This window comes from Streptomyces sp. NPDC051064 (assembly GCF_044455985.1).
Lineage (GTDB): Bacteria > Actinomycetota > Actinomycetes > Streptomycetales > Streptomycetaceae > Streptomyces.
In genome coordinates, this window is sequence record NZ_JBITFK010000010.1 from 67,529 (window position 1) to 89,710 (window position 22,182).

The 22,182-nt window shown below is 70.6% G+C and carries 17 protein-coding genes and 3 pseudogenes; 12 read left to right on the plus strand and 8 right to left on the minus strand.

What is annotated here, in order from left to right; genetic code table 11:
• Nucleotides 1-81: 81 nt before the first annotated feature.
• The 4 genes from mqnE to ACIBCU_RS31055 all read left to right on the plus strand — a co-directional run bounded on the left by mqnE (nt 82) and on the right by ACIBCU_RS31055 (nt 4,119).
• The gene (mqnE, locus tag ACIBCU_RS31040) at nt 82-1,245 is read left to right on the plus strand and encodes an aminofutalosine synthase MqnE (protein WP_104786756.1); all 1,164 of its coding nucleotides are present in this window, start codon (nt 82-84) and stop codon (nt 1,243-1,245) included.
• A gap of 163 nt (nt 1,246-1,408) precedes the next feature.
• Nucleotides 1,409-1,936 carry a GNAT family N-acetyltransferase gene (locus ACIBCU_RS31045; protein WP_362927950.1) on the plus strand — a complete coding sequence of 176 codons (528 nt, stop codon included), beginning with the start codon at nt 1,409-1,411 and terminating at the stop codon, nt 1,934-1,936.
• 136 nt (nt 1,937-2,072) lie between these two features.
• Nucleotides 2,073-2,369: a DUF4229 domain-containing protein gene (locus ACIBCU_RS31050; protein WP_362927949.1), complete on the plus strand. Its 297-nt coding sequence runs from the start codon at nt 2,073-2,075 to the stop codon at nt 2,367-2,369.
• Nucleotides 2,370-2,763: 394 nt separating this feature from the next.
• Nucleotides 2,764-4,119 (plus strand): dicarboxylate/amino acid:cation symporter, encoded by a 1,356-nt coding sequence (locus tag ACIBCU_RS31055; protein ID WP_399235504.1) that lies wholly within the window; start codon nt 2,764-2,766, stop codon nt 4,117-4,119.
• Nucleotides 4,120-4,184: 65 nt separating this feature from the next.
• Here the strand turns inward: ACIBCU_RS31055 and ACIBCU_RS31060 are convergent, their stop codons facing one another.
• Nucleotides 4,185-5,390 carry an alpha/beta hydrolase family protein gene (locus tag ACIBCU_RS31060; RefSeq protein ID WP_399235506.1) on the minus strand — a complete coding sequence of 402 codons (1,206 nt, stop codon included), beginning with the start codon at nt 5,388-5,390 and terminating at the stop codon, nt 4,185-4,187.
• Between the two features lie 236 nt (nt 5,391-5,626).
• Between ACIBCU_RS31060 and ACIBCU_RS31065 the strand changes: the two genes are divergently transcribed.
• Nucleotides 5,627-6,247 (plus strand): TetR/AcrR family transcriptional regulator, encoded by a 621-nt coding sequence (locus ACIBCU_RS31065; RefSeq protein WP_362928021.1) that lies wholly within the window; start codon nt 5,627-5,629, stop codon nt 6,245-6,247.
• Nucleotides 6,248-6,258: 11 nt separating this feature from the next.
• On the opposite strand, the gene ACIBCU_RS31070 is transcribed toward ACIBCU_RS31065, so the two are convergent.
• Complete coding sequence (locus ACIBCU_RS31070) at nt 6,259-7,089, minus strand: MaoC family dehydratase (RefSeq protein WP_399235508.1); 831 nt, start codon at nt 7,087-7,089, stop codon at nt 6,259-6,261.
• Between the two features lie 3 nt (nt 7,090-7,092).
• Nucleotides 7,093-8,415, minus strand: a complete 1,323-nt coding sequence (locus ACIBCU_RS31075) for a 3-oxoacyl-ACP reductase (protein WP_399235510.1) — start codon at nt 8,413-8,415, stop codon at nt 7,093-7,095.
• Nucleotides 8,416-8,489: 74 nt separating this feature from the next.
• Here ACIBCU_RS31075 and ACIBCU_RS31080 point away from each other — a divergent pair, with 74 nt between their 5' ends.
• The 6 genes and pseudogenes from ACIBCU_RS31080 (at nt 8,490) to ACIBCU_RS31105 (ending at nt 16,318) form a co-directional block, all read left to right on the plus strand.
• Entirely contained in the window at nt 8,490-9,767 is a 1,278-nt protein-coding gene (locus ACIBCU_RS31080) for an acetyl-CoA C-acetyltransferase (RefSeq protein ID WP_399235768.1), read from the plus strand.
• A 120-nt stretch (nt 9,768-9,887) separates the two neighbouring features.
• Nucleotides 9,888-11,810: an AMP-dependent synthetase/ligase gene (locus ACIBCU_RS31085; protein ID WP_399235512.1), complete on the plus strand. Its 1,923-nt coding sequence runs from the start codon at nt 9,888-9,890 to the stop codon at nt 11,808-11,810.
• Nucleotides 11,811-11,871: 61 nt separating this feature from the next.
• A pseudogene (locus ACIBCU_RS31090) lies at nt 11,872-11,976 on the plus strand (SDR family oxidoreductase); the annotation flags it as partial.
• Nucleotides 11,977-12,205: 229 nt separating this feature from the next.
• Nucleotides 12,206-13,774 carry an APC family permease gene (locus ACIBCU_RS31095; protein ID WP_399235515.1) on the plus strand — a complete coding sequence of 523 codons (1,569 nt, stop codon included), beginning with the start codon at nt 12,206-12,208 and terminating at the stop codon, nt 13,772-13,774.
• A gap of 77 nt (nt 13,775-13,851) precedes the next feature.
• Complete coding sequence (locus ACIBCU_RS31100; protein ID WP_362927942.1) at nt 13,852-14,697, plus strand: LLM class F420-dependent oxidoreductase; 846 nt, start codon at nt 13,852-13,854, stop codon at nt 14,695-14,697.
• Between the two features lie 136 nt (nt 14,698-14,833).
• Nucleotides 14,834-16,318: a peptidoglycan D,D-transpeptidase FtsI family protein gene (locus ACIBCU_RS31105; protein ID WP_399235517.1), complete on the plus strand. Its 1,485-nt coding sequence runs from the start codon at nt 14,834-14,836 to the stop codon at nt 16,316-16,318.
• A 180-nt stretch (nt 16,319-16,498) separates the two neighbouring features.
• On the opposite strand, the pseudogene ACIBCU_RS31110 reads toward ACIBCU_RS31105, so the two are convergent.
• A pseudogene (locus tag ACIBCU_RS31110) lies at nt 16,499-16,720 on the minus strand (type II toxin-antitoxin system prevent-host-death family antitoxin); the annotation flags it as partial.
• Nucleotides 16,721-17,443, minus strand: coding sequence for an HAD family hydrolase (locus tag ACIBCU_RS31115; RefSeq protein ID WP_399235770.1), 723 nt, complete (start codon nt 17,441-17,443; stop codon nt 16,721-16,723).
• 120 nt (nt 17,444-17,563) lie between these two features.
• Between ACIBCU_RS31115 and ACIBCU_RS31120 the strand changes: the two genes are divergently transcribed.
• A complete protein-coding gene (locus tag ACIBCU_RS31120; RefSeq protein WP_362927940.1) occupies nt 17,564-20,140 on the plus strand; it encodes a bifunctional FO biosynthesis protein CofGH in 2,577 nt (858 codons plus the stop codon).
• Nucleotides 20,141-20,419: 279 nt separating this feature from the next.
• Here ACIBCU_RS31120 and ACIBCU_RS31125 read toward each other — a convergent pair whose 3' ends face one another.
• From ACIBCU_RS31125 to ACIBCU_RS31135, 3 genes and pseudogenes are all read right to left on the minus strand, one after another.
• Nucleotides 20,420-21,346 (minus strand): SDR family oxidoreductase, encoded by a 927-nt coding sequence (locus ACIBCU_RS31125; protein ID WP_362927938.1) that lies wholly within the window; start codon nt 21,344-21,346, stop codon nt 20,420-20,422.
• A 135-nt stretch (nt 21,347-21,481) separates the two neighbouring features.
• Nucleotides 21,482-21,742, minus strand: a pseudogene (locus tag ACIBCU_RS31130) (MFS transporter); the annotation flags it as partial.
• A 44-nt stretch (nt 21,743-21,786) separates the two neighbouring features.
• Nucleotides 21,787-22,161, minus strand: a complete 375-nt coding sequence (locus tag ACIBCU_RS31135) for a MerR family transcriptional regulator (protein WP_399235772.1) — start codon at nt 22,159-22,161, stop codon at nt 21,787-21,789.
• Between the last annotated feature and the right edge of the window lie 21 nt (nt 22,162-22,182).

Genomic DNA, 22,182 nt, shown 5'->3' on the forward strand with positions numbered 1-22,182 from the left:
TGACGGGGGTGCCTGCGCCCGGAGGGCGGGGGAGTACCGTGGGCTGCCGGAACGGCTACAGAGAGACATGGAGGCGCCCTAGTGGACGCGGGACTCAAGCGCGAGCTGGAGGAGAAGGTCCGGGCCGGCGAGCGGCTGACCCGCGAGGACGGGATCGCGCTCTACGAGTCCGACGACCTGGCATGGCTCGGCGGGCTGGCCCACGAGGTGCGTACGAGGAAGAACGGCGACGTCGTCCACTTCAACGTCAACCGTCACCTCAACATGACCAACGTGTGCACCGCGTCCTGCGCGTACTGCTCGTTCCAGCGCAAGCCGGGCGAGAAGGACGCGTACACGATGCGCATCGAGGAGGCCGTCCGCCTCGCCAAGGCGATGCAGGGCGAGAACCTCACCGAGCTGCACATCGTCAACGGGCTGCACCCCACCCTGCCGTGGCGCTACTACCCGCGCTCGCTCAGCGCGCTCAAGGAAGCCCTGCCGGAGGTGGCGCTCAAGGCGTTCACGGCGACGGAGATCCACCACTTCGAGACGATCTCGGGGCTCTCGGCCTCCGAGATCCTCGACGAGCTGATCGAGGCAGGTCTGGAGTCGCTGACCGGCGGTGGCGCGGAGATCTTCGACTGGGAGGTCCGCCAGCACATCGTCGACCACAACACCCACTGGGAGGACTGGTCGCGCATCCACCGCCTCGCGCACGAGAAGGGTCTCAAGACCCCGGCGACGATGCTGTACGGGCACATCGAGGAGCCCCGTCACCGCGTCGACCACGTGCTGCGGCTGCGGGAGATGCAGGACGAGACCGGCGGCTTCCAGGTCTTCATCCCGCTGCGCTACCAGCACGACTTCGTGGACATGAAGGACGGCAAGGTCCGCAACACCCTCCAGGCGCGGACGTCGATGGCGACCGGCGCGGAGGCGCTCAAGACCTTCGCGGTCTCGCGGCTGCTCTTCGACAACGTCCCGCACGTCAAGGTCTTCTGGGTCATGCACGGCGTGCAGACCGCGCAGCTCGCGCTCCAGCACGGTGCGGACGACATGGACGGCTCGGTCGTCGAGTACAAGATCACGCACGACGCGGACGACTACGGCACGCCGAACAAGCTCGGCCGCGAGGACCTGCTGGACCTCATCCGGGACGCGGGCTTCCGGCCCGTGGAGCGCAACACGCGGTACGAGATCCTGCGCGAGTACCCGGGCCCGGAGGCGGGCCGGCGCGAGACGCCGCAGCCGATGCGCGTCTGAGGCCTCACGCCCGCCCGACGACCCGCGCCCGTTGCGGGTGTCCCGCTGTACGAAAGCCCCGGCCTGCCGTCCCCCGGCCGGGGCTTTCTCGCGTCCGGCCGGGGCTTTCTCGCGTGGTGGACGCGGGTTGAAGGAGACTCCTGGTAATAGCTAATCTGCTTAAATGGCGCTTACATTTGAAGTGGATCCCGCATTCGACCGGGCCCTGCGGGACGGCATCGCCGCGCTCTGGGCCGACGTCAGCAACGCCGGCGGAGCCGTCGGCTTCGTGCCCCCCGTCACCGACGAGGAGGTCCGGCCGGAGCTGGTCAAGCACCTCGCCGGGATGGCTGAGGGCCGTACCCACCTGGTCGTCGGGCGCGACGAGGACGGCACGGTGGCCGCCACCGCCTTCCTCACCCACAATACCCACCGGCTCATGCGGCACTGGATCGGCGCGTACACGGTGATGGTCCACCCGCGCCACCAGGGCAAGGGCTTCGGGCGCGCGCTGATGGCGGCCACGGCCGACGCCGCCCTGGAACTCGAGGGCATCGACGCCATCCGCCTCACCTGCCGGGGCGGGACCGGAGCCGACCGCTTCTACGCCTCCTGCGGATACAAGGAGGTGGGCCGGGTCCCGAACGCCATCCGGGTCGCCGAGGACGACTACCGCGACGACGTCATCATGCTGCTCCCGCTCTTCCGCTGAGGACTGCCGGGCACTGCATCGCGGCCGCGCCGGGGCAACCCTGCGAACTGATCGAATTCGGGGCATGCTTCACTGGTCGGGCACGACCTCAGACTGCACGACCGCAGGAACGTCGGACGTAGAGAGAAGGCCAGCCGTGTCCGCTGCCAAGCCGAGCGCAACGATCCGGTACACCGCCATGCGCCTGCTGATTTTCGTCGGCTGCTTCTTCGTCGCCGGTGTCGCGGTCCACTTCGGTGTGCTCCCCTCCGGTGTCGGCGGCTCCAACGTCGTCTGGGTCATCCTCCTCGGCCTGCTGCTCTCAGCCCCCCTGAGCTTCATCCTGCTGCGCAAGCAGCGGGACGAGATGTCCGAGCAGCTCATCTCGACGGTCGACCGGACCAAGGCCAGGCTCGAGGCGAACCGCACCCGCGAGGACAGCGTCACCCAGTAGGCGCCGCGTAAGGTTCCTCACACCGCACGCACGTACAGACGAAGCCCCGGACCGGAGCAGCCGCTCCCGTACCGGGGCTTTCGCGTGCACGGGCGAGCTCCCTCCCGAGATGATCAAGAAGCGTATCTTTGAGGTTCTCAAAGTTGCAGTGTTAACGTATTCGACATGATTGCCGCAGTGCGCACCCATCACGCTCTGAGCGTCCCGCTCGTGGCGCGCCTGCATGTCGATCTCTGCCGCTGTATGTCCGCGGTCTGTTGCCGCAACGTCTGAACCGGCATCATGCAGCGGCGCCGCCCCTGACGCGGGCGCCGCACCCCCGTCCCCCTGTTCGACCGCACGACCGTACGTCTGTCCCTCGTACGTCCCGATGCGTCACATCTGGAGTGTGTCCGTGTCCGCGAATCCCGCGCCCACCGCCGAGACCGAAGCCGGCAAGCCGTCCGGTTCCGGCTTCCGCCTGCCCAGAATCCCGTTCTGGATACAGATAGTCGCCGGTCTCGTCCTCGGTGTCCTGCTCGGCTGGATCACCCGCAGCTACGAGATCGGCTGGCTCTACACCACGCTCGACCAGGTCGGCCACATCTTCGTCCAGCTGCTGAAGCTGGCCGTCGCGCCCCTCGTCTTCTTCGCGATCCTGGTGTCGATCACCAACCTGCGCAAGGTCAACAACGCCGCCAGGCTGGCCACCCGCACTCTGCTCTGGTTCATGATCACGTCGCTGATCGCGGTCGCCATCGGCCTCGCGATCGGTCTGATCACCAACCCGGGCTCCGGTACCGGCCTCACCCCGAAGGACGGCGCCAAGCCCGAGAGCGCGGGCTCCTGGCTGGACTTCCTCACCGGCATCATCCCGACGGACGTCATCACGCCGTTCACCGAGCTGAACGTCCTCCAGATCGTCTTCATGGCCGCCGTCGCCGGTATCGCCGCGCTCCAGCTCGGCGAGAAGGCCAAGCCGATCCTCTCCCTCAGCGAGTCGATCCTCGAGCTCCTCCAGAAGGCCCTGTGGTGGGTCATCCGCCTCGCCCCGATCGGCACCGTCGGCCTCATCGGCTACGCCATCGCCGACTACGGCTGGGACCTGATCGGCAAGTACGCCACCTTCACCGCGGACGTCTACATCGGCTGCGCCCTGGTGATGTTCGGCGTCTACCCGCTGCTGCTCGCCACGGTCGCCAAGGTCAGCCCGCTGCAGTTCTTCAAGGGCGCCTGGCCCGCGATCCAGCTGGCCTTCGTCTCCCGCTCCTCGGTCGGCACCATGCCGGTCACCCAGCAGGTCACGGAGCGCCTCGGCGTCCCGAAGGAGTACGCCTCCTTCGCCGTGCCGTTCGGTGCCACGACCAAGATGGACGGCTGCGCCGCGATCTACCCGGCGCTGGCGGCGATCTTCATCGCGCAGATCTTCGACGTCCAGCTGGGCATCGGTGACTACATCCTGATCGCGTTCGTCTCGGTCATCGGCTCGGCGGCCACCGCCGGCCTCACCGGCGCCACGGTCATGCTGACCCTCACCCTGTCGACGCTGGGCCTCCCGCTGGAGGGCGTGGGCCTGCTCCTCGCCATCGACCCGATCCTGGACATGATGCGCACCGCCACGAACGTGGCGGGACAGGCTCTGATCCCGGTGATCGTCGCGGCCCGCGAGAAGATCCTCGACCACGACGCGTACAACTCGGCGTCGGCCTCCCCGGTCGAGGAGCCCGAGGTGCACGAGGTGGAGACGAAGGGCGTCCCCGTCACGGCGTGACCCGCACACGCACGAGCGCCCCCGGACCTCTGTTTCCGGGGGCGCTCCTGTGTGCCCGGGCCGCGTCAGGGGCGCTGGAAGACGACCTCCGGGTTGCCGGGTGTCGGGCCGTCCAGCAGTCGCTGGGGCCGTCCGCGCAGGTGCTGGTCGAGGAAGGCGCCGACGTAGTCGCGGGTGATACGGACCTGCCGGTCGGTGGAGAGCGTGACCGAGGGGTCCAGCGTCACACCCATCCGGTCCTCCAGGACGGGTACGTCCGTGAAGCTGGAGTGGCCGGAGCCCTCGACGCCGAGCCAGCGCTTCCAGCCGTCCAGTCGCTGATAGCCCTCGTCCCAGGACTTGTCCTCGCCGCCGGGGAAATGGAAGGACGCGGTGCCCAGCATCATGAAGGGGCGCGCGTCGAGGCCGGACGCGGGAACGCGCTCCTGGAACGTGCCGTCCATGTTGATCCCCGCGTCGAAGCGCGGGTCGGTGAGCATCGCGGAGGCGGCGGCGCTGCCCCCGATGGAGTGGCCGGCCACGGCGACCCGGCCCGGGTCGATCACGCGGGAGTTCTTCCAGGCGGGGCGGTGGCCGGTCAGCCGGTCCAGCACGAAGGAGAGGTCCGATGCCCGTCCGGTGGAGAGGAGCCTGCCCAGCTCCGCCTGGGCTTCCTCGGAAGGCGCGGCCTTCATCTTGTCGCAGGCCACGCAGGTGAGGAGCCGCCCATCGGGCATTTCGGTCCCGAGGGACTCGTAGGCGTGGTCGACGCTCGCCACGACATAGCCGCGGCTCGCCAGGTCCTCCGCGAGCGAGGTCATCGTCGCCCGGGGGTTGCCGAATCCGGGGGAGAGCAGCACCAGGGGGAAGCGCCCGTGGGCTGTCCGGGCGCCGGTGCGGGCGTGGGTGGCGAGTGAGCTGACCTTGGCAGGGGCGTCGTCCTCCAGCCCGCGGCCCGCGAGCACGGCCTCGGCTTCCCTCGTGCTCATGTACGGAGCGGTGGCGCCCGGCCGACCGAGGCGGGCGGGGTAGTACAGGGACACCATCAGCTCGCGGTCCCCTGCCTCGGGTACCCATGGGTCGGTGCGGTCGTGGTCGGTGAGGTGCAGGACATCGGTGCCGACGGCGTACGGGCCGGTCGGGCGGGGCAGCTCGTCGACCGTGGTGGCGGCGGACGCGCCTTGTGCGGGCGCCGGACCGGATAAGGCCTGGGCGGTGGCGACGGGCGTGGCCAGCAGGAGCGTGGCTGCGAGGGCGGCGACGGCCGTCCGTCTGCGGAGTCTCATCGTCATGCCGGGAACGCTAGGCGGCGGACCCGGGCGGAAGCATCGGACCGCGGGGTGATCCTCGGGGGGTACCAGAGATGTACGCGGTGCTACGCCGGAGGTGGTGGACGACTACCGGCCATCGTGGCCGGGCCGTGCTCCGTCCGTACGACGGCGGGCTGGGCCGCGCCGTAGTCTTACCGAGGAGTAGCACAGTGGGGGCGGGAGGGATGTCTGACGTGAGTGCTGTGAAGAGCAAACGGATGCCGCGCGCGGTGCGTGAGCAGCAGATGATGGACGCGGCCGTGCGGACCTTCGCGCAGCGCGGGTACCGGGCCGCCTCGATGGACGAGATCGCGGAACTGGCCGGTGTGTCCAAGCCCTTGGTCTATCTGTACCTGAATTCCAAGGAGGAGCTCTTCACCGCGTGCATCCGCCGCGAGTCGAAAGCGCTGGTGGAAGCCGTGCAGGCCGCGGTGGAGCCGGGGATTCCGGCTGACCGGCAACTGTGGTCGGGGCTGCGGGGGTTCTTCACGCACACCGCGGAGAACCCGGACGGATGGGCGGTGCTCCACCAGCAGGCGAGCTCGCACGGGGAGCCGTTCGTCAGCGAGGTGGGGGCGATGCGTGAGGAGATCGTTGCGTTCGTGACGGGTCTGATCGGCGCGGCGGCACGTGAGGCGCACAGCGATCCCGCGCTCCCCGACCGGGATGTGGCGGGGCTCGCGCAGGCGCTTGTGGGGGCGGCGGAGGCGCTCGCCGGGTGGGCGAACGCCACTCCCGGCGTCTCGGCCAAGGAGGCCGCCTCCACTCTGATGAACTTCTCGTGGGCGGGCCTGGAGAACCTCATGCACGGGCGCGGCTGGCAGGCCCGGGGGGACTGAGCGGAGGTTTCTCAGCCCTCCCGGACCACACTGCCGGCGAGGTGGACGCGGCTGCCGCCGCGCACCTGGAAGGCGGTGCCGTCGGCGGCGTACGTGACGGTGGAGGGCAGCAGGACGGGCGCCTTGAAGTCCGCCCGCACGGACCGGATCCGGCCCGTGCCGCTCCCGCCCTCGGCCTCCGTCAGGCAGCGGGCGACGGTCCACATGCCGTGCGCGATGTGCCGGGGGAAGCCGAAGAGCCGTGCTGTCACAGGGTGGAGATGGATGGGGTTCCGGTCGCCCGAAGCGGCCCCGTACCGCCGCCCGAGGTCGGCGGGCAGCCGCCATTCGGCCACGGCGGGCAGCTCCGGGGACGAGGCATGGGAAGGGGGCGGGGCTGCCTCCGCTCCGGTCGCGTGCCGGGACAGGTAGCCGCTGCGTGACTCCCAGACGAGCGCGCCGGCGAGCCGCGCCTCGGTGACCATCGTGACCTCCGTGCCGCGCTGGTGCGGCGTGAGTCCGTCGGCGTACACGGTGAGTTCGAGCGCGTCCGTCGGCTGCAGCGCCCGGTGTGCGGTGATCTCGATCCAGGTGTGGACCAGTCCGAGCACCGGCAGGGGGAAGCCGCGGCCCGTCATCAGCCGCATGGCCAGGGGGAAGCCCAGGACATGCGGGTAGGTGAGCGGCAGCGGGCCCGATTCGGCGAAGCCGCAGATCCTGCTGTACGCGGCGAGGGGTCCTGGGGCGATGCGTCCGGGCGGGATCACCTCACGGGCGGGGGGCAGGGTGGCGCCGGGGCGCCCGGCCCGCTTGAAGGGTGAGGTGAGTGCTCCGCGGACGAGCGAGAGGCTCAGGCCGGTCATGGGTCACGCCCCCAGCAGGCTCTGGCCGCAGACCCGTACGACCTGGCCGTTGACCGCTCCGGACGCGGGCTGGGCGAACCAGGCGGTGGTCTCCGCGACATCGACCGGAAGGCCGCCCTGGGACAGGGAGTTCATTCGGCGCCCGGCCTCCCGGATGAAGAGGGGCACGGCGGCCGTCATCTTCGTCTCGATGAAGCCCGGCGCGACGGCGTTGACGGTGATGCCGTGCTCGGCGGCGGCGCGCGGGGCAAGGGAGCGGACCAGGCCGATGATTCCGGCCTTGCTGGCCGCGTAGTTGGTCTGGCCGTCGTTGCCCGCGATCCCGGCGATGGACGCGGTGGCGACGATCCGGCCGCCGCGGCGCAGGGTGCCCGACCCGATGAGGGCGTCCGTGGTGCGCAGGACGCTGTCGAGGTTGACATCGATGACCGAGGCCCAGCGGTCGGCCGGCATGTTGGCGAGCCTGCGGTCCCGGGTGATGCCCGCGTTGTGGACGAGGATGTCGAGGCCGTCGGGGACGGCGGCGGCGATCAGTTCGGCGGCATCCGGTGCGGTGATGTCCAGCGGCAGGGCGGTGGCGCCGAGGCGGTCCGCGGTGCGGACGAGCTCCTCCTGGGCCTGCGGGACGTCCAGGCAGATCACCTGGGCGCCGTCCCGGGCGAGGACGGAGGCGACGGACGCGCCGATGCCGCGCGCCGAGCCGGTGACCAGGGCGGTGCGCCCGGACAGCGGTGCCGCCCAGTCGGCGACCTCGCCGGGTGTGTCGGCGGTGAGTTCGACGACCTGGCCGCTGACGTACGCGGAGCGGGGGGAGAGCAGGAAGCGGAGGGTGGACTCGGCGGAGGCGGCGTCCGCCCCGGGCGCGAGCCGCAGCAGCTGCGCCGTGGCGCCCCGGCCGATCTCCTTGCCGAGCGAGCGTACGAACCCTTCGAGGGCCTGCTGCGCCGCCGCCTGGTGGTGGTCGTCGGGGGACGGCGTGGTCCCGAGGACGACGACGCGGCCACCGCCGGCCAGCGACCGGACGACGGGGTGGAGAGCGGCGTGTACGTCGGCGAGTCCCGCGGCCGTGGTGACGCCGGTGGCGTCCAGGACGACGGCGGCCGGGCGTTCGGCCCGGCCGGTGACCTCCAGGCCGGTCGCGGCGAGTACCGGACCGAGCGTGCCGGAGTGGGCGGAGCTACCTGCGGTGAGGTGGAGCAACGGCCCGTCGAGGGACGGGGTTTCCAGTGTCCAGCGGCGCAGCGGGGCGGGCTGTGGCAGGCCGAGCCTGCGGGTCAGGAAGCGGCCGGGTGCCGTGCCGGTGAAGTGCAGATAGCGGTCGGCCATTGTCTGGACTCCTGCTCGGTCGTAGATTTACTCCAGAGTAAGGTTACTCAAGGGTCAGGAGTTGTCGAGATGAGCTGGTCGAGTTGATTCCCCTCGCACTTCCGCAGCCGCGCCGGGTCGCGGTCATCGGTGGCAGTCGTATCCCGTTCGCACGCTCCGACGGCCCGTACGCGCAGGCGTCGAACCAGGACATGCTGACCGCCGCGCTGGACGGACTGGTCGAGCGCTTCGGCCTGCGAGGACAGCAGGTCGGCGAGTTCGTCGCCGGCGCGGTCCTCAAGCACAGCCGGGACTTCAACCTGGCCCGCGAGACCGTCCTGGGTTCCGTACTGGACCCGCGCACGCCCGCGTACGACATCCAGCAGGCGTGCGGCACCGGTCTGCAGGCCGTCGTCGCCGCGGCCAACAAGATCGCGCTCGGTGCGGTCGACTCGGCGATCGCGGGCGGCGCGGACACCACCAGCGACGCGCCCCTCGGGGTCAACGACCGGCTGCGCAGGATCCTGCTGGAGGCGCGCCGCGCCAGGTCGACGGGGGCCAGGATCAAGGCGCTCGCCGCCGTCCGTCCCGGGCACCTCGTCCCGGACATCCCGCGCAACGCCGAGCCCCGCACCGGCCTTTCGATGGGTGAGCACGCGGCTGTCACCGCCCGGAAGTGGGGGGTGGCCCGCCAGGACCAGGACCTGCTGGCCGCCACCAGCCACCAGCGGCTCGCCGCGGCCTACGAACGCGGCTTCCTGGACGACCTCGTCGTCCCGTATCTCGGCCTGGACCGCGACCAGAACCTGCGCCCCGGCTCCACGGTGGAGAAACTCGCCACGCTGAAGCCGGTGTTCGGCGCAGATCACCCCGACGCGACGATGACCGCGGGCAATTCGACCCCGCTCACCGACGGCGCGGCCACCGTCCTGCTGGCGAGCGAGGAGTGGGCCGAGGCGCACGGCCTGGAACCGCTGGCGTATCTGTCGCTGTACGAGACGGCCGCCGTGGACTACGTGAACGGCGAGGACGGGCTGCTGATGGCGCCCGCGTACGCCGTGCCGCGCATGCTGGAGCGCGCCGGGCTCACGATGGAGGACTTCGACCTCTTCGAGATCCACGAGGCCTTCGCCTCCCAGGTGCTCGCCACCCTGGCGTCCTGGGAGAAGCAGGGGCTCGCGCCCGTCGACAGGGACAAGCTGAATGTGGTCGGATCGTCCCTCGCCACCGGCCACCCCTTCGCCGCGACCGGCGCCCGGATCGTGGCGACCCTGGCCAAGCTCCTCGCGGAGCGGGAGGCGCCCGGCCGGGGCCTGATCTCGATCTGCGCGGCGGGCGGCCAGGGGGTCACCGCCGTCCTGGAACGCCCCTGACCGCAACCGCGGCCCCCGCAGCCGCCATCCGTAATGAACGACCCCACGCACCCAGCAGCCGCCTCGGCGCCGGACCCCAGGACGGGGCCCGGCGCCGGCCCCCACGTCGAGGAGCCGCTCGTGACCCCGCCCGCCCCCGCCGCCGTACCCGCCGCGCCCACCGTTCCGGCCCTGGTCGAGCCGACCAAGGTCAGGGCGGCCGACGGCTCCGTACGGGAAGTCTCGGTGCCGCCGCTCGCGCCGGCCGTGCGACGTGGCTCGCTCGCCGAGATCCCCTTCGACAACGCCCAGGAGGCTCCGTCCGAGGCGGTCCTCAGCCGCAAGCAGGCCGACGACAGCTGGCAGGACGTGACCGCCGCCGAGTTCGCCGCCGAGGTCCTGGCCGTCGCCAAGGGCCTGGTGGCGGAGGGCCTGCAGAGCGGTGACCGGGTCGCGATCATGGCCCGTACGACCTACGAGTGGACGCTGCTCGACTTCGCGTCCTGGGCGGCCGGGCTGGTCACCGTGCCCATCTACCCCACCTCGTCGGCCTTCCAGACGCGCTGGATCCTCCAGGACTCCGGCGCCGTCGCCTGCGCCGTGGAGACGAAGGAGCAGGGACGGCTGGTCAGCCAGGAGCGGCAGCAGCTCGGGGACCTCGCCCATCTGTGGCAGTTCGACACGGGTGCGATCGGCCGGCTGAAGACGCTCGGCAAGGACATACCCGACGCGGCCGTCACCGCCCGGCGGAGCGCCCTGGAACCGGACAGCCCCGCCACCCTCATCTACACCTCCGGGACCACGGGCCGGCCCAAGGGCTGCGTCCTGACCCACGGGAACTTCTTCGCCGAGGTCGACAACGCCATCGAGCTGCTCCACCCGGTCTTCAAGTCGGTCTCCAAGTACCCCGCGTCCACCCTCCTGTTCCTTCCCCTCTCGCATGTCTTCGGCCGGATGGTCGCGATCGGCTGCATGCGCGCACGCGTACGGCTCGGGCACGCGCCGTCCATCCGGACCGACGACCTGCTCGCGGACCTGGCCGGCTTCAAGCCGTCGTTCCTGCTGGCCATCCCCTACGTCCTGGAGAAGGTCTTCAACACCGGCCGGGCCACCGCCGAGAAGATGGGCCGCGCCTCGTCCTTCGACCGTGCGGCCCGGATCGCGCGGCGTTACGGCGAGGCGGTCGAGGCCGCCGAACACGGCACGGGCCCCGGCCCCGGCCTGGGGCTCCGCGCCGCCCGCGCCCTCTACGACCCGCTGGTCTACCGGCGCATCCGGGCCGCGCTGGGCGGTCACGTCCGGTACGCGATCTGCGGCGGCTCCCCGCTGGGACGCAGTCTCGCCGCGTTCTACGCGGGGGCCGGCATGCAGATCTTCGAGGGCTACGGCCTGACCGAGACCACCGCGGCCGCCACGGTCACCCCGCCGCTCAAGCCCCGCCTGGGCACGGTGGGATGGCCGCTGCCGGGCACCGCCGTGCGCATCGCGGACGACGGGGAGGTGCTGCTCAGCGGGGGCCAGGTCTTCCGGGGCTACTGGGACACCGAGCGCGGCGAGGCCGTGCCGCATCTGGAGGACGGCTGGTTCGCGACGGGCGACCTGGGGGCTCTGGACGAGGACGGCTACCTCACGATCACCGGCCGCAAGAAGGACATCATCATCACGTCCGGCGGCAAGAACGTCATCCCCGCCCCGCTGGAGGACTGGCTGCGCGCCCACCCGCTGGTCAGCCAGTGCATGGTCGTGGGGGACAACCGGTCGTTCATCAGCGCCCTGATCACCCTGGAGCCGGACGGCCTCGCGCACTGGTGCCGGATGCGGAAGAAGGAGGGCGTCCCCCTGCGCGAGCTCGTCGAGGACGAGGAGCTGCGCGCGGCGCTGCAGCGTGCGGTGGACGAGGCCAACCGGCTGGTCTCGCGCGCGGAGTCCATCCGTAAGTTCACGGTCCTGCCCAAGGACTTCACCGAGGAGAGCGGTCACCTCACGCCGTCGCTGAAGCTGAAGCGCGACGCGATCATCCGGGACTTCGACGCGGAGATCGAGGAGCTGTACCGCAAGCAGTAGCGAGGAAGGCGCCGCCACCGCTCTCCGGCTGGACCTCGCCGCGCCCGGTGCCGTCGAGGAGCTGCGCCTGGGGCAGCCGGAGGACGTGGCGGACGTCATCGCCGTCCTCGCCGGCCCGGACGGACGCCGGGTCACCGGCCAGAACATCCGCGCCGACGGGGGCGTCCTCCAGGGCCCGGGCAGACGACGGACAAATTTTGAATCACCACAAAAAGGACAGGGGTGCGATTCCCGTACGCCCGCTCGTCCTCTTCCGGGCAGGTGAATGCAAGGTCATGTTCGCCTGAAGCTTTCGATGTGTGTGTTCAAGTCCCGTTCACGCTTGGCTAATCAAGGATGAGACGTCGGAGTCTCATCCTCCGGATGTGGAAATCGCAGCGCATAGCGTCCTCTCCATGACTGAGCTGGATGCGCGGCCACAGGCCGGAGACACGGTACGGGGAAGCGCCCCGGCCGACGGCGGCGTACGCGAGAAGGGGCTCGGCGGGAACTCCGTCGGCCTGATGGGCAGCGCCGTGCTCGGTATCTCCACCGTCGCCCCGGTGTACTGCCTGACCTCCACCCTCGGCTCCACCGCCGGTGAGGTCGGCGTGCAGATGCCCGCCGTGTTCCTGGCCGGGTTCCTCCCGATGCTGCTGGTCGCCTTCGCGTACCGGGAGCTCAACAAGGCCGTGCCGGACTGCGGCACCTCGTTCACCTGGACGGTGAAGGCCTTCGGGCCGCGCCTGGGCTGGATGTGCGGCTGGGGCCTGGTGATCGCCACGGTCATCGTCCTGTCGAACCTCGCGGGCGTCGCCACCTCCTACTTCTGGCTACTGGCCGGCGAGATCACCGGAAGCGACTCGGTGGCCGCCCTGGACGACAGCAAGCCGGTCCACATCCTCACGTGCCTCCTCCTGATCGCCGTGGCGACGGCGATCAGCTACCGGGGGATGACGGCCACCAAGGGCCTCCAGTACACCCTCGTGGCCCTCCAGCTCGTGGTCCTCGCGATGTTCGTCGCGATGGCCGTGCGGAAGGCGGCCGACGGCGACTTCGCCACGACCTCGACGGACTTCTCCTGGTCCTGGCTGAACCCGTTCGCCGTCCAGTCCTTCGGCGCCTTCACTGCGGGGCTGTCCCTCTCCATCTTCATGTTCTGGGGCTGGGACACCTGTCTCACCGCCAACGAGGAGACCACCGGAGCTGAGAAGACCCCCGGCCGCGCCGCACTCATCGCGATGGTCGTCCTGGTCGGCTCCTACCTCGCCACCGGCATCGCCGCCCAGATGGCCGTCGGCACCGGCGGCTCGGGGCTGGGCCTCGCGAACCCGGACACGTCCGACAACGTCTTCGCCGCCCTGGCCGGCCCGGTCATGGGCCCCGGCCTCGGCATCCTGCTCTTCGTCGCGGTGCTGGCCTCGGCCGCCGCGAGCCTGCAGACCACCTTCATCCCGGTGGCGCGCACGGTCCTGGCGATGGCGGCGTACGAGGCCCTGCCCGCCTCGTACGCCAAGGTCCACCCCCGCTTCCGTACGCCCGGCAGGGCCACGGTCGTCGCGGGTGTCGCGACCGGGGTGTTCTACACGGTGATGACCCTGGTCAGCGAGCACGTCCTGGTCGACACGATCTACGCGCTCGGCCTGATGATCTGCTTCTACTACGCGCTCACGGCCTTCGCCTGCGCCTGGTACTTCCGCGCCGACCTCACCCGGTCCACCCGCGACCTCCTCTTCAAGGGCCTGTTCCCGGTCGTCGGCGGCATCCTGCTCACGGCGGTCTTCGGCAAGACCCTGTACGACATGTGGGACCCGGCGTACGGCTCCGGTTCCTCCGTGTTCGGCATCGGCTCCGTCTTCGTCATCGGTGTCGGGCTGCTGCTGCTCGGTGTGGTGCTGATGGAGGCCATGCGGCGCCGAGGCCCGGCCTTCTTCCGGGGTGAGGTGCTGACGAAGGAGACCCAGGCGCTTGTCGTGCAGGACTGAATCACCTGGCGAGGCTCCGATTCACCCGCCGCACGGCATACGTTGGGACCGTCACGGACGACGACGGAGGTGCTCGCATGCGGATCGCCACAACGATCTTCCTCACCGACGAGACGATCACGCCGGTCCGGCTCGCTCGCGAGTTGGAACAGCGGGGGTTCGCCGGGCTGTATCTGCCCGAGCACACCCACATCCCCGTCAGCCGGGAGACCCCGTATCCGGCAGGCGGCGAACTGCCGCCCGAATACGGCCGCACGCTCGACCCCTTCGTCGCCCTGGGACAGGCCGCCGCCGTCACGGAGCGGCTGGCCCTCGGCACCGGCATCACGCTGATCGCCCAGCACGACCCCATCGACCTGGCGAAGCAGGCCGCCACGCTCGACCACCTCTCCGGCGGCCGGTTCACACTCGGCATCGGCTTCGGCTGGAATGTGGAGGAGGCCGCCGACCACGGCGTGGAGTGGTCGACCCGGCGCGCCCTCGGCAGCGACCGGCTGGCCCTGATGCGTGCACTCTGGGCGGAGGAACCGACGGCGTACGCGGGTGAGTTCGGCTCCGTCCGGGCGAGTCACGCCTACCCGAAGCCGGTGCGGGCGCCGCGCGGCCGGGTGAACGGCCCGCGCACCCTCATCGGCGGGGCGGCGGGACCGAAGCTGTTCGCGCAGATCGCCCAGGACGCGGACGGCTGGCTGCCGATCGGCGGGCGCGGCCTGTCGGAGTCCGTGCCGAAGCTGCGCGCCGCCTGGGAGGAGGCCGGCCGCGACCCGGAGCAGCTCCAGGTGGTGCCCTACGCCGTCCGGCCCTCCCCGGGAAAGCTGGCGTACTACGCGGATCTCGGTGTCGACGAGGTCGTCCTCCAACTGCCCCCGGCCGGGGAGGCGGAGGTGCTGCGTGCTCTGGACGCGTACGCCGCCCATTTGTGAGGGAACTGTGGCCCGGTAGCCATCGGCCGTGGCCTTCCCATGCAACCATCGACGCTAAAATCGCATCTATCACCTCCGGACATCGATGGTGCGGCCCGTGTGCGTGTGTGCTCGGCTGCCTGGGAGCGGGAGCACGATGAACAGGCCGTTGCGGCACATAGCCATCTTCTGCGGGCTGCTGATGCTTGCTCTGCTGATACGGACCAACTGGCTCCAGTACGCGCAGAGCGAGGAGCTGGCCACCCACGAGCACAACCGGCGGGTCAAGATCACCCAGTTCGCCACTCCGCGTGGGGACATCATCGTGGGCGGCAAGGCGATCACGGGGTCGAAGGAGGTCGAGGGGACCGACTTCAAGTACCAGCGGACGTTCAAGCAGGGTCCGATGTACGCCCCCGTCACCGGCTACGCCTCCCAGGCTCAGGGCATGTCCCTCCTGGAGAAGACGTACGACAGCATCCTCAGCGGCCAGGACGAGCGCTTCGCCTTCCAGCAGGCCAAGGACATCCTCACCGGTGAGGAGCGGCGTGGCGGCAACGTGGTCACCACCATCGACCCGAAGGCGCAGGAGGCGGGCTACAAGGGCCTGACCGACCTCGACGCCCGGGGTGCGGTCGTCGCCCTCGAACCGTCGACCGGCAAGGTCCTCGCCCTGGTCTCGACACCCTCCTACGACCCCTCGGTCTTCGCCGGCAACTCCTTCAAGGAGGGCGACAAGTTCCAGGCGCTGGTCGACGAGAAGAGCAAGCCGCTGGCCAACCGGCCGCTGCGTGAGACCTTCCCGCCCGGCTCCACCTTCAAGATCCTCACGGCCGCCGCGGCTCTGGAACACGGCGTCGTCACGGACGTCGACGCCCCTACCGGCGCGGTCTCCCCGTACCCGCTGCCGCTCTCGTCGAGCAAGATCAGCAGTGAGGCCGGCGACGCGGTCTGCAACAAGGCGTCGATGAAGACGGCCATGCAGCACTCCTGCAACAACGTCTTCCTGGACGCCGCCCTCAAGGTGGGCGACCAGGGGATGCGCGAGACGGCCGAGAAGTTCGGCTTCAACGCGGACGTCTACTCCGACGCCTTCGGCGACATGCTCGCCACCAAGAGCCTCTACCCCGAGAAGCTCGACAAGCCCGGTACCGCCCTCACGGGCATGGGCCAGGGCAGCCTCACGAGCACCCCGATGCAGATGGCCATGGTCACGGCGGCCCTCGCCAACGACGGCAAGCTGATGCAGCCGTACATCGTGGAGAAGCTGGACGGCCCGGACCTCTCCACGCTGGAGGAGCACGAGCCGCAGCTCAAGAGCGAGGCGGTCTCCGAGGAGACGGCGAAGAAGGTCCAGGAGATGATGGAGTTCACCGCCAGGGAGGGCAGCGCGAAGCGCGCCCTGATCGACGGTGTGACGGTGGGCGGCAAGACGGGTACGGCCCAGCGCGGCAACGACGTCAGCAAGGAAGTCCCGTACGGCTGGTTCGTCTCGTACGGCAAGAACTCCGACGGCCGGTCCGTCGCGGTCGCGGTGTTCATCGACCCGACGGCGATGGACATCTCCCGCTCGGACATCTCCGGCGGCGGCCTGGGCGGCCCGATCGCCAGGGAAGTGATGAAGGCGGTGCTCGGCAAGTAGGCCGGGCCTCCGGCACACCGTGGCCCCCGCCCGGCGACGAGCCGGACGGGGGCCACGGTCATACGGCGGGCCGGGTCAGCCGACGTGGCCCAGGTGGATCACGACGACCCGTCCGGATCGTGTCCTTGAGGAAACGGGCGGCCTGATCGATCGCGTGCTCGTCCCAGGTGATCAGGTGCGTCACCGCTGCTGCAGGCCGAGTCGTGCGCGTACCTCGTCATGCGGAACGGTCGCGAGGGTGCCCGAGGCCTGGCGGGCCCGGTACTGCGCGAGGGCGAGGGCATCCTCGATTTCGGCCAGCTCCTGGGCGCTGATGAGGATGGCTGCGGGCTGGCCGTGGTCGGTGATGGTGATGCGCTCGCGTGTGTTCGAGGCTCTCCGGACGAGGGAACCGAAGCGGGCTCAGGCCATTACCTGCTCCGACGGAGTGGAATCCTCGGGGCGGACGGGCTCCTCGCGCCGGCCCGGGGCTGTCCTGCGCCGCGCGGTTCCGCCCAGCAGCCCCGGCAGTTCGGTCAGGGCGCTGATGTGCCAGTCCGCCGTCTCCAGCACGTCCGGGTGGTCCGCCCACCAATGTCCGTACGGGCCACGGCGGATGTGGGCCGCCCGCAGTCCGGACGACTTCGCCGGGAAGAGGTCGTCGGCGGGGTGGTCCCCCACGTACAGGGTGGCCTCCGGTGAGGCGCCCGACACCTCCAGCACGCGGGCGAAGAACTCCCGGTCCGGTTTGGTGACACCCCACTCCTCCGAGGTGACGACCAGGTCGGCCGGCAGGTCCATGGCCCGCAGCAGTTCTCCCGCCCTGGCCGTCCGGTCGCCCGCGACGACGACCCGCAGACCGAGCGCGCGCAGTTCGGCCAGGGCCGGGCGGACGTCGGGGTAGAGGTCCGTCTCGTCCAGGTGCTCGCCGCGCCCGGCCGCCGCCCGGGCGTGGTACGCCTCGTCGACGTCCATGCCGGGGCGCAGGATGCGCAACGCGTCGGTGCCGTCGCGGCCCTGTGCGACGGCGGCGCCGACCAAGGCGCTGACGGTGTGCGGCGGGACCCCGAGCCAGTCGGCCCACGAGGCCCAGTGGCGGTCGTCGCGGACGAGGGTTTCTCCGATGTCGAAGACGATCGTTTCCATCACCTCTCCGAGCCTACGGGGCAAGCGGGACATAACGGCCAAGGCGCCAGTGCCGAGGGGGCGGTTACGCAGGGAAGAGTCCCTGGTCCGGAAGGAGCGACGCGCTCGTATGCTCGGATCATGACCGTTCCTCAGCGCCCCACGACCAACGCCATGCGGCGTGCCCTCCGGCGGGCCCGCGACGGTGTCGCCCTCGACGTGGCCGAGGCCGCCGTCCTACTCCAGGCACGGGGGGAGGACCTGACCGATCTCGCCGCGTCCGCCGCCCGGGTCCGGGACGCGGGTCTCGAAGCCGCGGGCCGGCCGGGAGTGATCACCTACTCCCGCAAGGTCTTCATCCCGCTGACCCGGCTCTGCCGTGACACCTGCCACTACTGCACCTTCGTCACCGTGCCCGGGAAGCTCAAGCGGGCGGGCCACGGGATGTTCCTGTCGCCGGACGAGATCCTCGACATCGCCCGGAAGGGCGCCGAAATGGGCTGCAAGGAGGCCCTGTTCACGCTCGGTGACCGGCCCGAGGACCGATGGCCCGAGGCGCGGGAGTGGCTGGAGGCCGAGGGTTACGACGACACCCTGGCGTATGTGCGGGCCATGGCGGTGCGGGTGCTGGAGGAGACGGGGCTGCTGCCGCACCTGAACCCCGGTGTGATGACGTGGACGGACCTGCAGCGGCTTAAGCCCGTCGCGCCGTCCATGGGCATGATGCTGGAGACGACGGCGACCCGGCTGTGGTCCGAGAAGGGCGGCCCGCACTACGGCTCCCCCGACAAGGAGCCGGCTGTCCGGCTGCGCGTGCTGGAGGACGCCGGCCGGTCCAACGTGCCGTTCACCACGGGCATCCTGATCGGGATCGGCGAGTCGTACGAGGAGCGCGCCGACTCCCTCTTCGAGCTGCGCAAGACGGCCCGTGCCTATCACGGGATCCAGGAAGTCATCGTCCAGAACTTCCGCGCCAAGCCGGACACCGCCATGCGCGGGATGCCGGACGCGGAGCTGGAGGAGCTGGCCGCGGCCATCGCCGTCGCCCGCCACATCCTGGGCCCTTCGGCGCGTATCCAGGCCCCGCCGAATCTCGTCGACGCCGAGTACGCCCTGCTGATCGGCGCGGGCATCGACGACTGGGGCGGCGTCTCGCCCCTCACCCCGGACCATGTGAACCCCGAGCGCCCCTGGCCCCACATCGACGAACTCGCGGACCGCACCGCCGAGTCCGGCTTTCAGCTGCGTGAACGCCTCACCATCTACCCGGAGTTCATCCAGCGCGGCGAGCCCTGGCTCGACCCCCGCCTGCTGCCGCACGTACGCGCGCTCGCCGACCCGGAGACGGGCCTGGCGAAGGAGGGCGCCATCCCGGCCGGGCTGGCGTGGCAGGAGCCCGACGAGGAGTTCGGCTCGTCCGGCCGTACCGACCTGCACCGCACCATCGACACCGAGGGCCGCACCGGCGACCGGCGCGACGACTTCGACGAGGTGTACGGCGACTGGGAGGCCCTGCGGGAGGCCGCCGCCCCCGGCATGGTGCCGTCCCGCATCGACACGGACGTACGTCAGGCCCTGAGCCAGGCCGCCGACGATCCCACGAAGCTCACCGACGACCAGGCCCTCGCCCTGCTCCACGCGGACGGGCCGGCGCTGGACGAGCTGTGCCGGATCGCGGACACCCTGCGCCGTGACGTGGTCGGTGACGACGTCACCTACATCGTCACCAGGAACATCAACTTCACCAACGTCTGCTACACCGGATGCCGTTTCTGCGCCTTCGCCCAGCGGCGTACGGACGCCGACGCCTACACCCTCTCCCTGGACCAGGTCGCCGACCGTGCGGCACAGGCCTGGGACGTCGGCGCGGTCGAGGTCTGCATGCAGGGCGGCATCCACCCGGACCTGCCCGGCACCGCGTACTTCGACATCGCGCGGGCGGTGAAGGAACGCGTACCCGGCATGCACGTCCACGCGTTCTCGCCGATGGAGGTCGTCAACGGCGCGACCCGCACCGGCATGTCCATCCGCGACTGGCTGACCGCGGCCAAGGAGGCCGGCCTCGGCTCGATCCCCGGCACCGCCGCGGAGATCCTCGACGACGAGGTCCGCTGGATCCTCACCAAGGGCAAGCTGCCGACGGCCGACTGGCTGGAGGTCATCAGGACGGCGCACGAGACGGGCCTGCGCTCCTCGTCCACGATGATGTACGGCCACGTCGACCAGCCCCGGCACTGGCTCGGCCACTTCAGGACGCTGGCCCGCCTCCAGCAGGAGACCGGCGGCTTCACGGAATTCGTGACGCTGCCCTTCATCCACACCAACGCCCCGGTCTACCTGGCGGGCATCGCGCGCCCGGGCCCCACCGACCGCGACAACCGGGCCGTCACCGCGATGGCCCGCCTCCTGCTCCACCCGCACATCACCAACATCCAGACCAGCTGGGTGAAGCTCGGTGCGGAGGGGGCCGCCGAGATGCTGCGCTCGGGCGCGAACGACCTCGGCGGGACGCTGATGGAGGAGACCATCTCCCGTATGGCGGGGTCCAGTTACGGCTCGTACCGCTCGATCCAGGACCTCGTCGCCATCGCCGACCTGGCGGGCCGGCCGGCGAAGCCGCGTACGACGCTGTACGGCGAGGTCCCGGAGGAGCGCGTCACGGCCGCGGCGGCGTCGGACGGGCATCTGCCGGAGCTGCTGCCGGTGCTGCCGCAGTAGCGGAGCACCGGCCGCTTCCGGAGCCGCGTGATCGGGCTCCGGAAGCGGGTGCTCGCAACCGTCTTTCCGGCTACGTCACTCACATGGGTGGTCCGACCCATCGGAGGGGGTCCGGCAAGAAGGACACGGACAAGCCGGCGAGCTGGGCTTATTACCTGTCCTATCTGTACGCTCCCACCTCTGCTGCTGATCGTCTGCCAGGATCGTGCGACCGCAGAATCGCCGAGTAGTAGGCGGCTCCTCAACCGAAGCGACTTCCCGAACGGCCCGACCTGAAGGTCAGCGGTACCCCGTCGCGTCGGCCGGCTTGCCCGGGCCCTCGACCTCGACCAGGTAGCGCCAGCAGTCGGGGCGGGAACCGTCGAGGTCGGTGAAGCCGTACTCCCGGGCGAGCTGCCCGCTGGACAGCGACCGGCCGTTCCGGCGCGCGAGGTCGGGGTCCCCGGCCAGAGCGGCGACCGCGCGGCCCACGTACGCCGGGCTTTCCGAGATGCAGAAGTGCGGCACGTCGGTCAGCGCGTCGCGCCAGTTCTCCTCGGCCACGCCGAAGGCGTCGAGCATCATCTCCGAGCGCATCCAGCCCGGGGTGAGCGCCACCGCCGTCCCGCCGTGCGGTTCCAGCTCGTGGGCGAGCACGAACGCCATGCGGAGGACGCTGTTCTTGACCAGGTCGTAGAAGTAGGAGTTGCGGTAGTTCGCCCCGTTGTACGCAGCTGTCCCGTCGGTCATCTCGACCACGAGCCCGCCCGGCCGCCGCACCAGCAGGGGAAGCGTGAAGTGGCTGGTGATCGCGTGGGTCTCCACGCCCAGCCGGAGCAGCCGCAGCCCGTCGTCGAGGTCGTGTTCCCAGACCGGTTTGTCGAACGCGAACAGCCGCTCGCCGCCCCAGACGTCGTTGACGAGTACGTCGAGCCGCCCCTGCTCGGCGTCGATGCGCTCGGCCAGCGCACGGACCTGCTCGGGCACCAGATGGTCGGTCGGCACCGCGATGCCGGTACCGCCCGCGGCGGTGACGAGCTCCGCCGTCTCCTCGATCGTCTCGGGCCTGTCGTACTCCGAGCGCCGGTCCCGAGTCGTGCGGCCGGTGACGTAGACAGTCGCCCCCGCCGCACCGAGCTGCACCGCGATGCCACGGCCGGCGCCCCGGGTGGCGCCTGCGACCAGGGCGATCTTTCCGTGGAGTGCCGGTTTCGATGTGTCGGACATGAATCTCCTCGAGTCCTGTCTGGCTGTACGAGCCGGTCCATGAATGTCATCGCCGAGGACCGGTGAAACCATGCTCGACGCAATACCCGACACCATGTGTCCGCTTTTTCAGCAGAATTCGCGGCCCGGACCGTCGGCGAGGGCGGCGCCGAGCCACAGGGGCGCGCGCAGGCCGAAGTGGCCGACGAGCGCGCCGCCCCCCGACCCGATGATGACGCCGAGGGTGATGAAGGAGGAGTGCGCTGTGTTCACGAGCGGCCCGGCGTTGCCGGCCCGCTGGACCCGGGTGGCCATGGCCGGGTTCATCGTGACGCCGACCAGGCCGATGCCCGTCATGAGGATCACGGCGGCGGCTCCGACGTCGGCCAGGAGGGCGAAACCGGCCAGGAACAGGCTCGGCCCGCTTTGTACTGGGCGATTCAGAACGCCTGGCGCACGGTTCAGCGTCGGCTCGGGGTCTCGCCCGCCGCCGTGGCGATCACGTCGTCCAGCACCTCCCGGGAGCGCCGCAGCTCGTCGATCTTCCGGTCGATGCGGTCGCGCTCCACGGAGAGGTCGCTGACCAGGCGCGGGGTGGCGATCTCGGAGGGCCCGCCGTCCGCGTCCCGTACGCAGGGCAGCAACTCGGCGATCTTCGAGCTGCACAGCCCGGCGGCGTAGAACTCCTGGATGCGGATCACGCGGTCGACCGCGCTCTCGGCGTAGTCGCGGTGGCCTCCGGGGGTGCGGTCGGCCGCCAGCAGATGCTGGGTCTCGTAGTAGCGCAGGGAGCGCTCGCTCACGCCCGTACGTGTGGCCAGCTCGCCGATCCGCATGGTTTCCTCGCCTCCGGGACT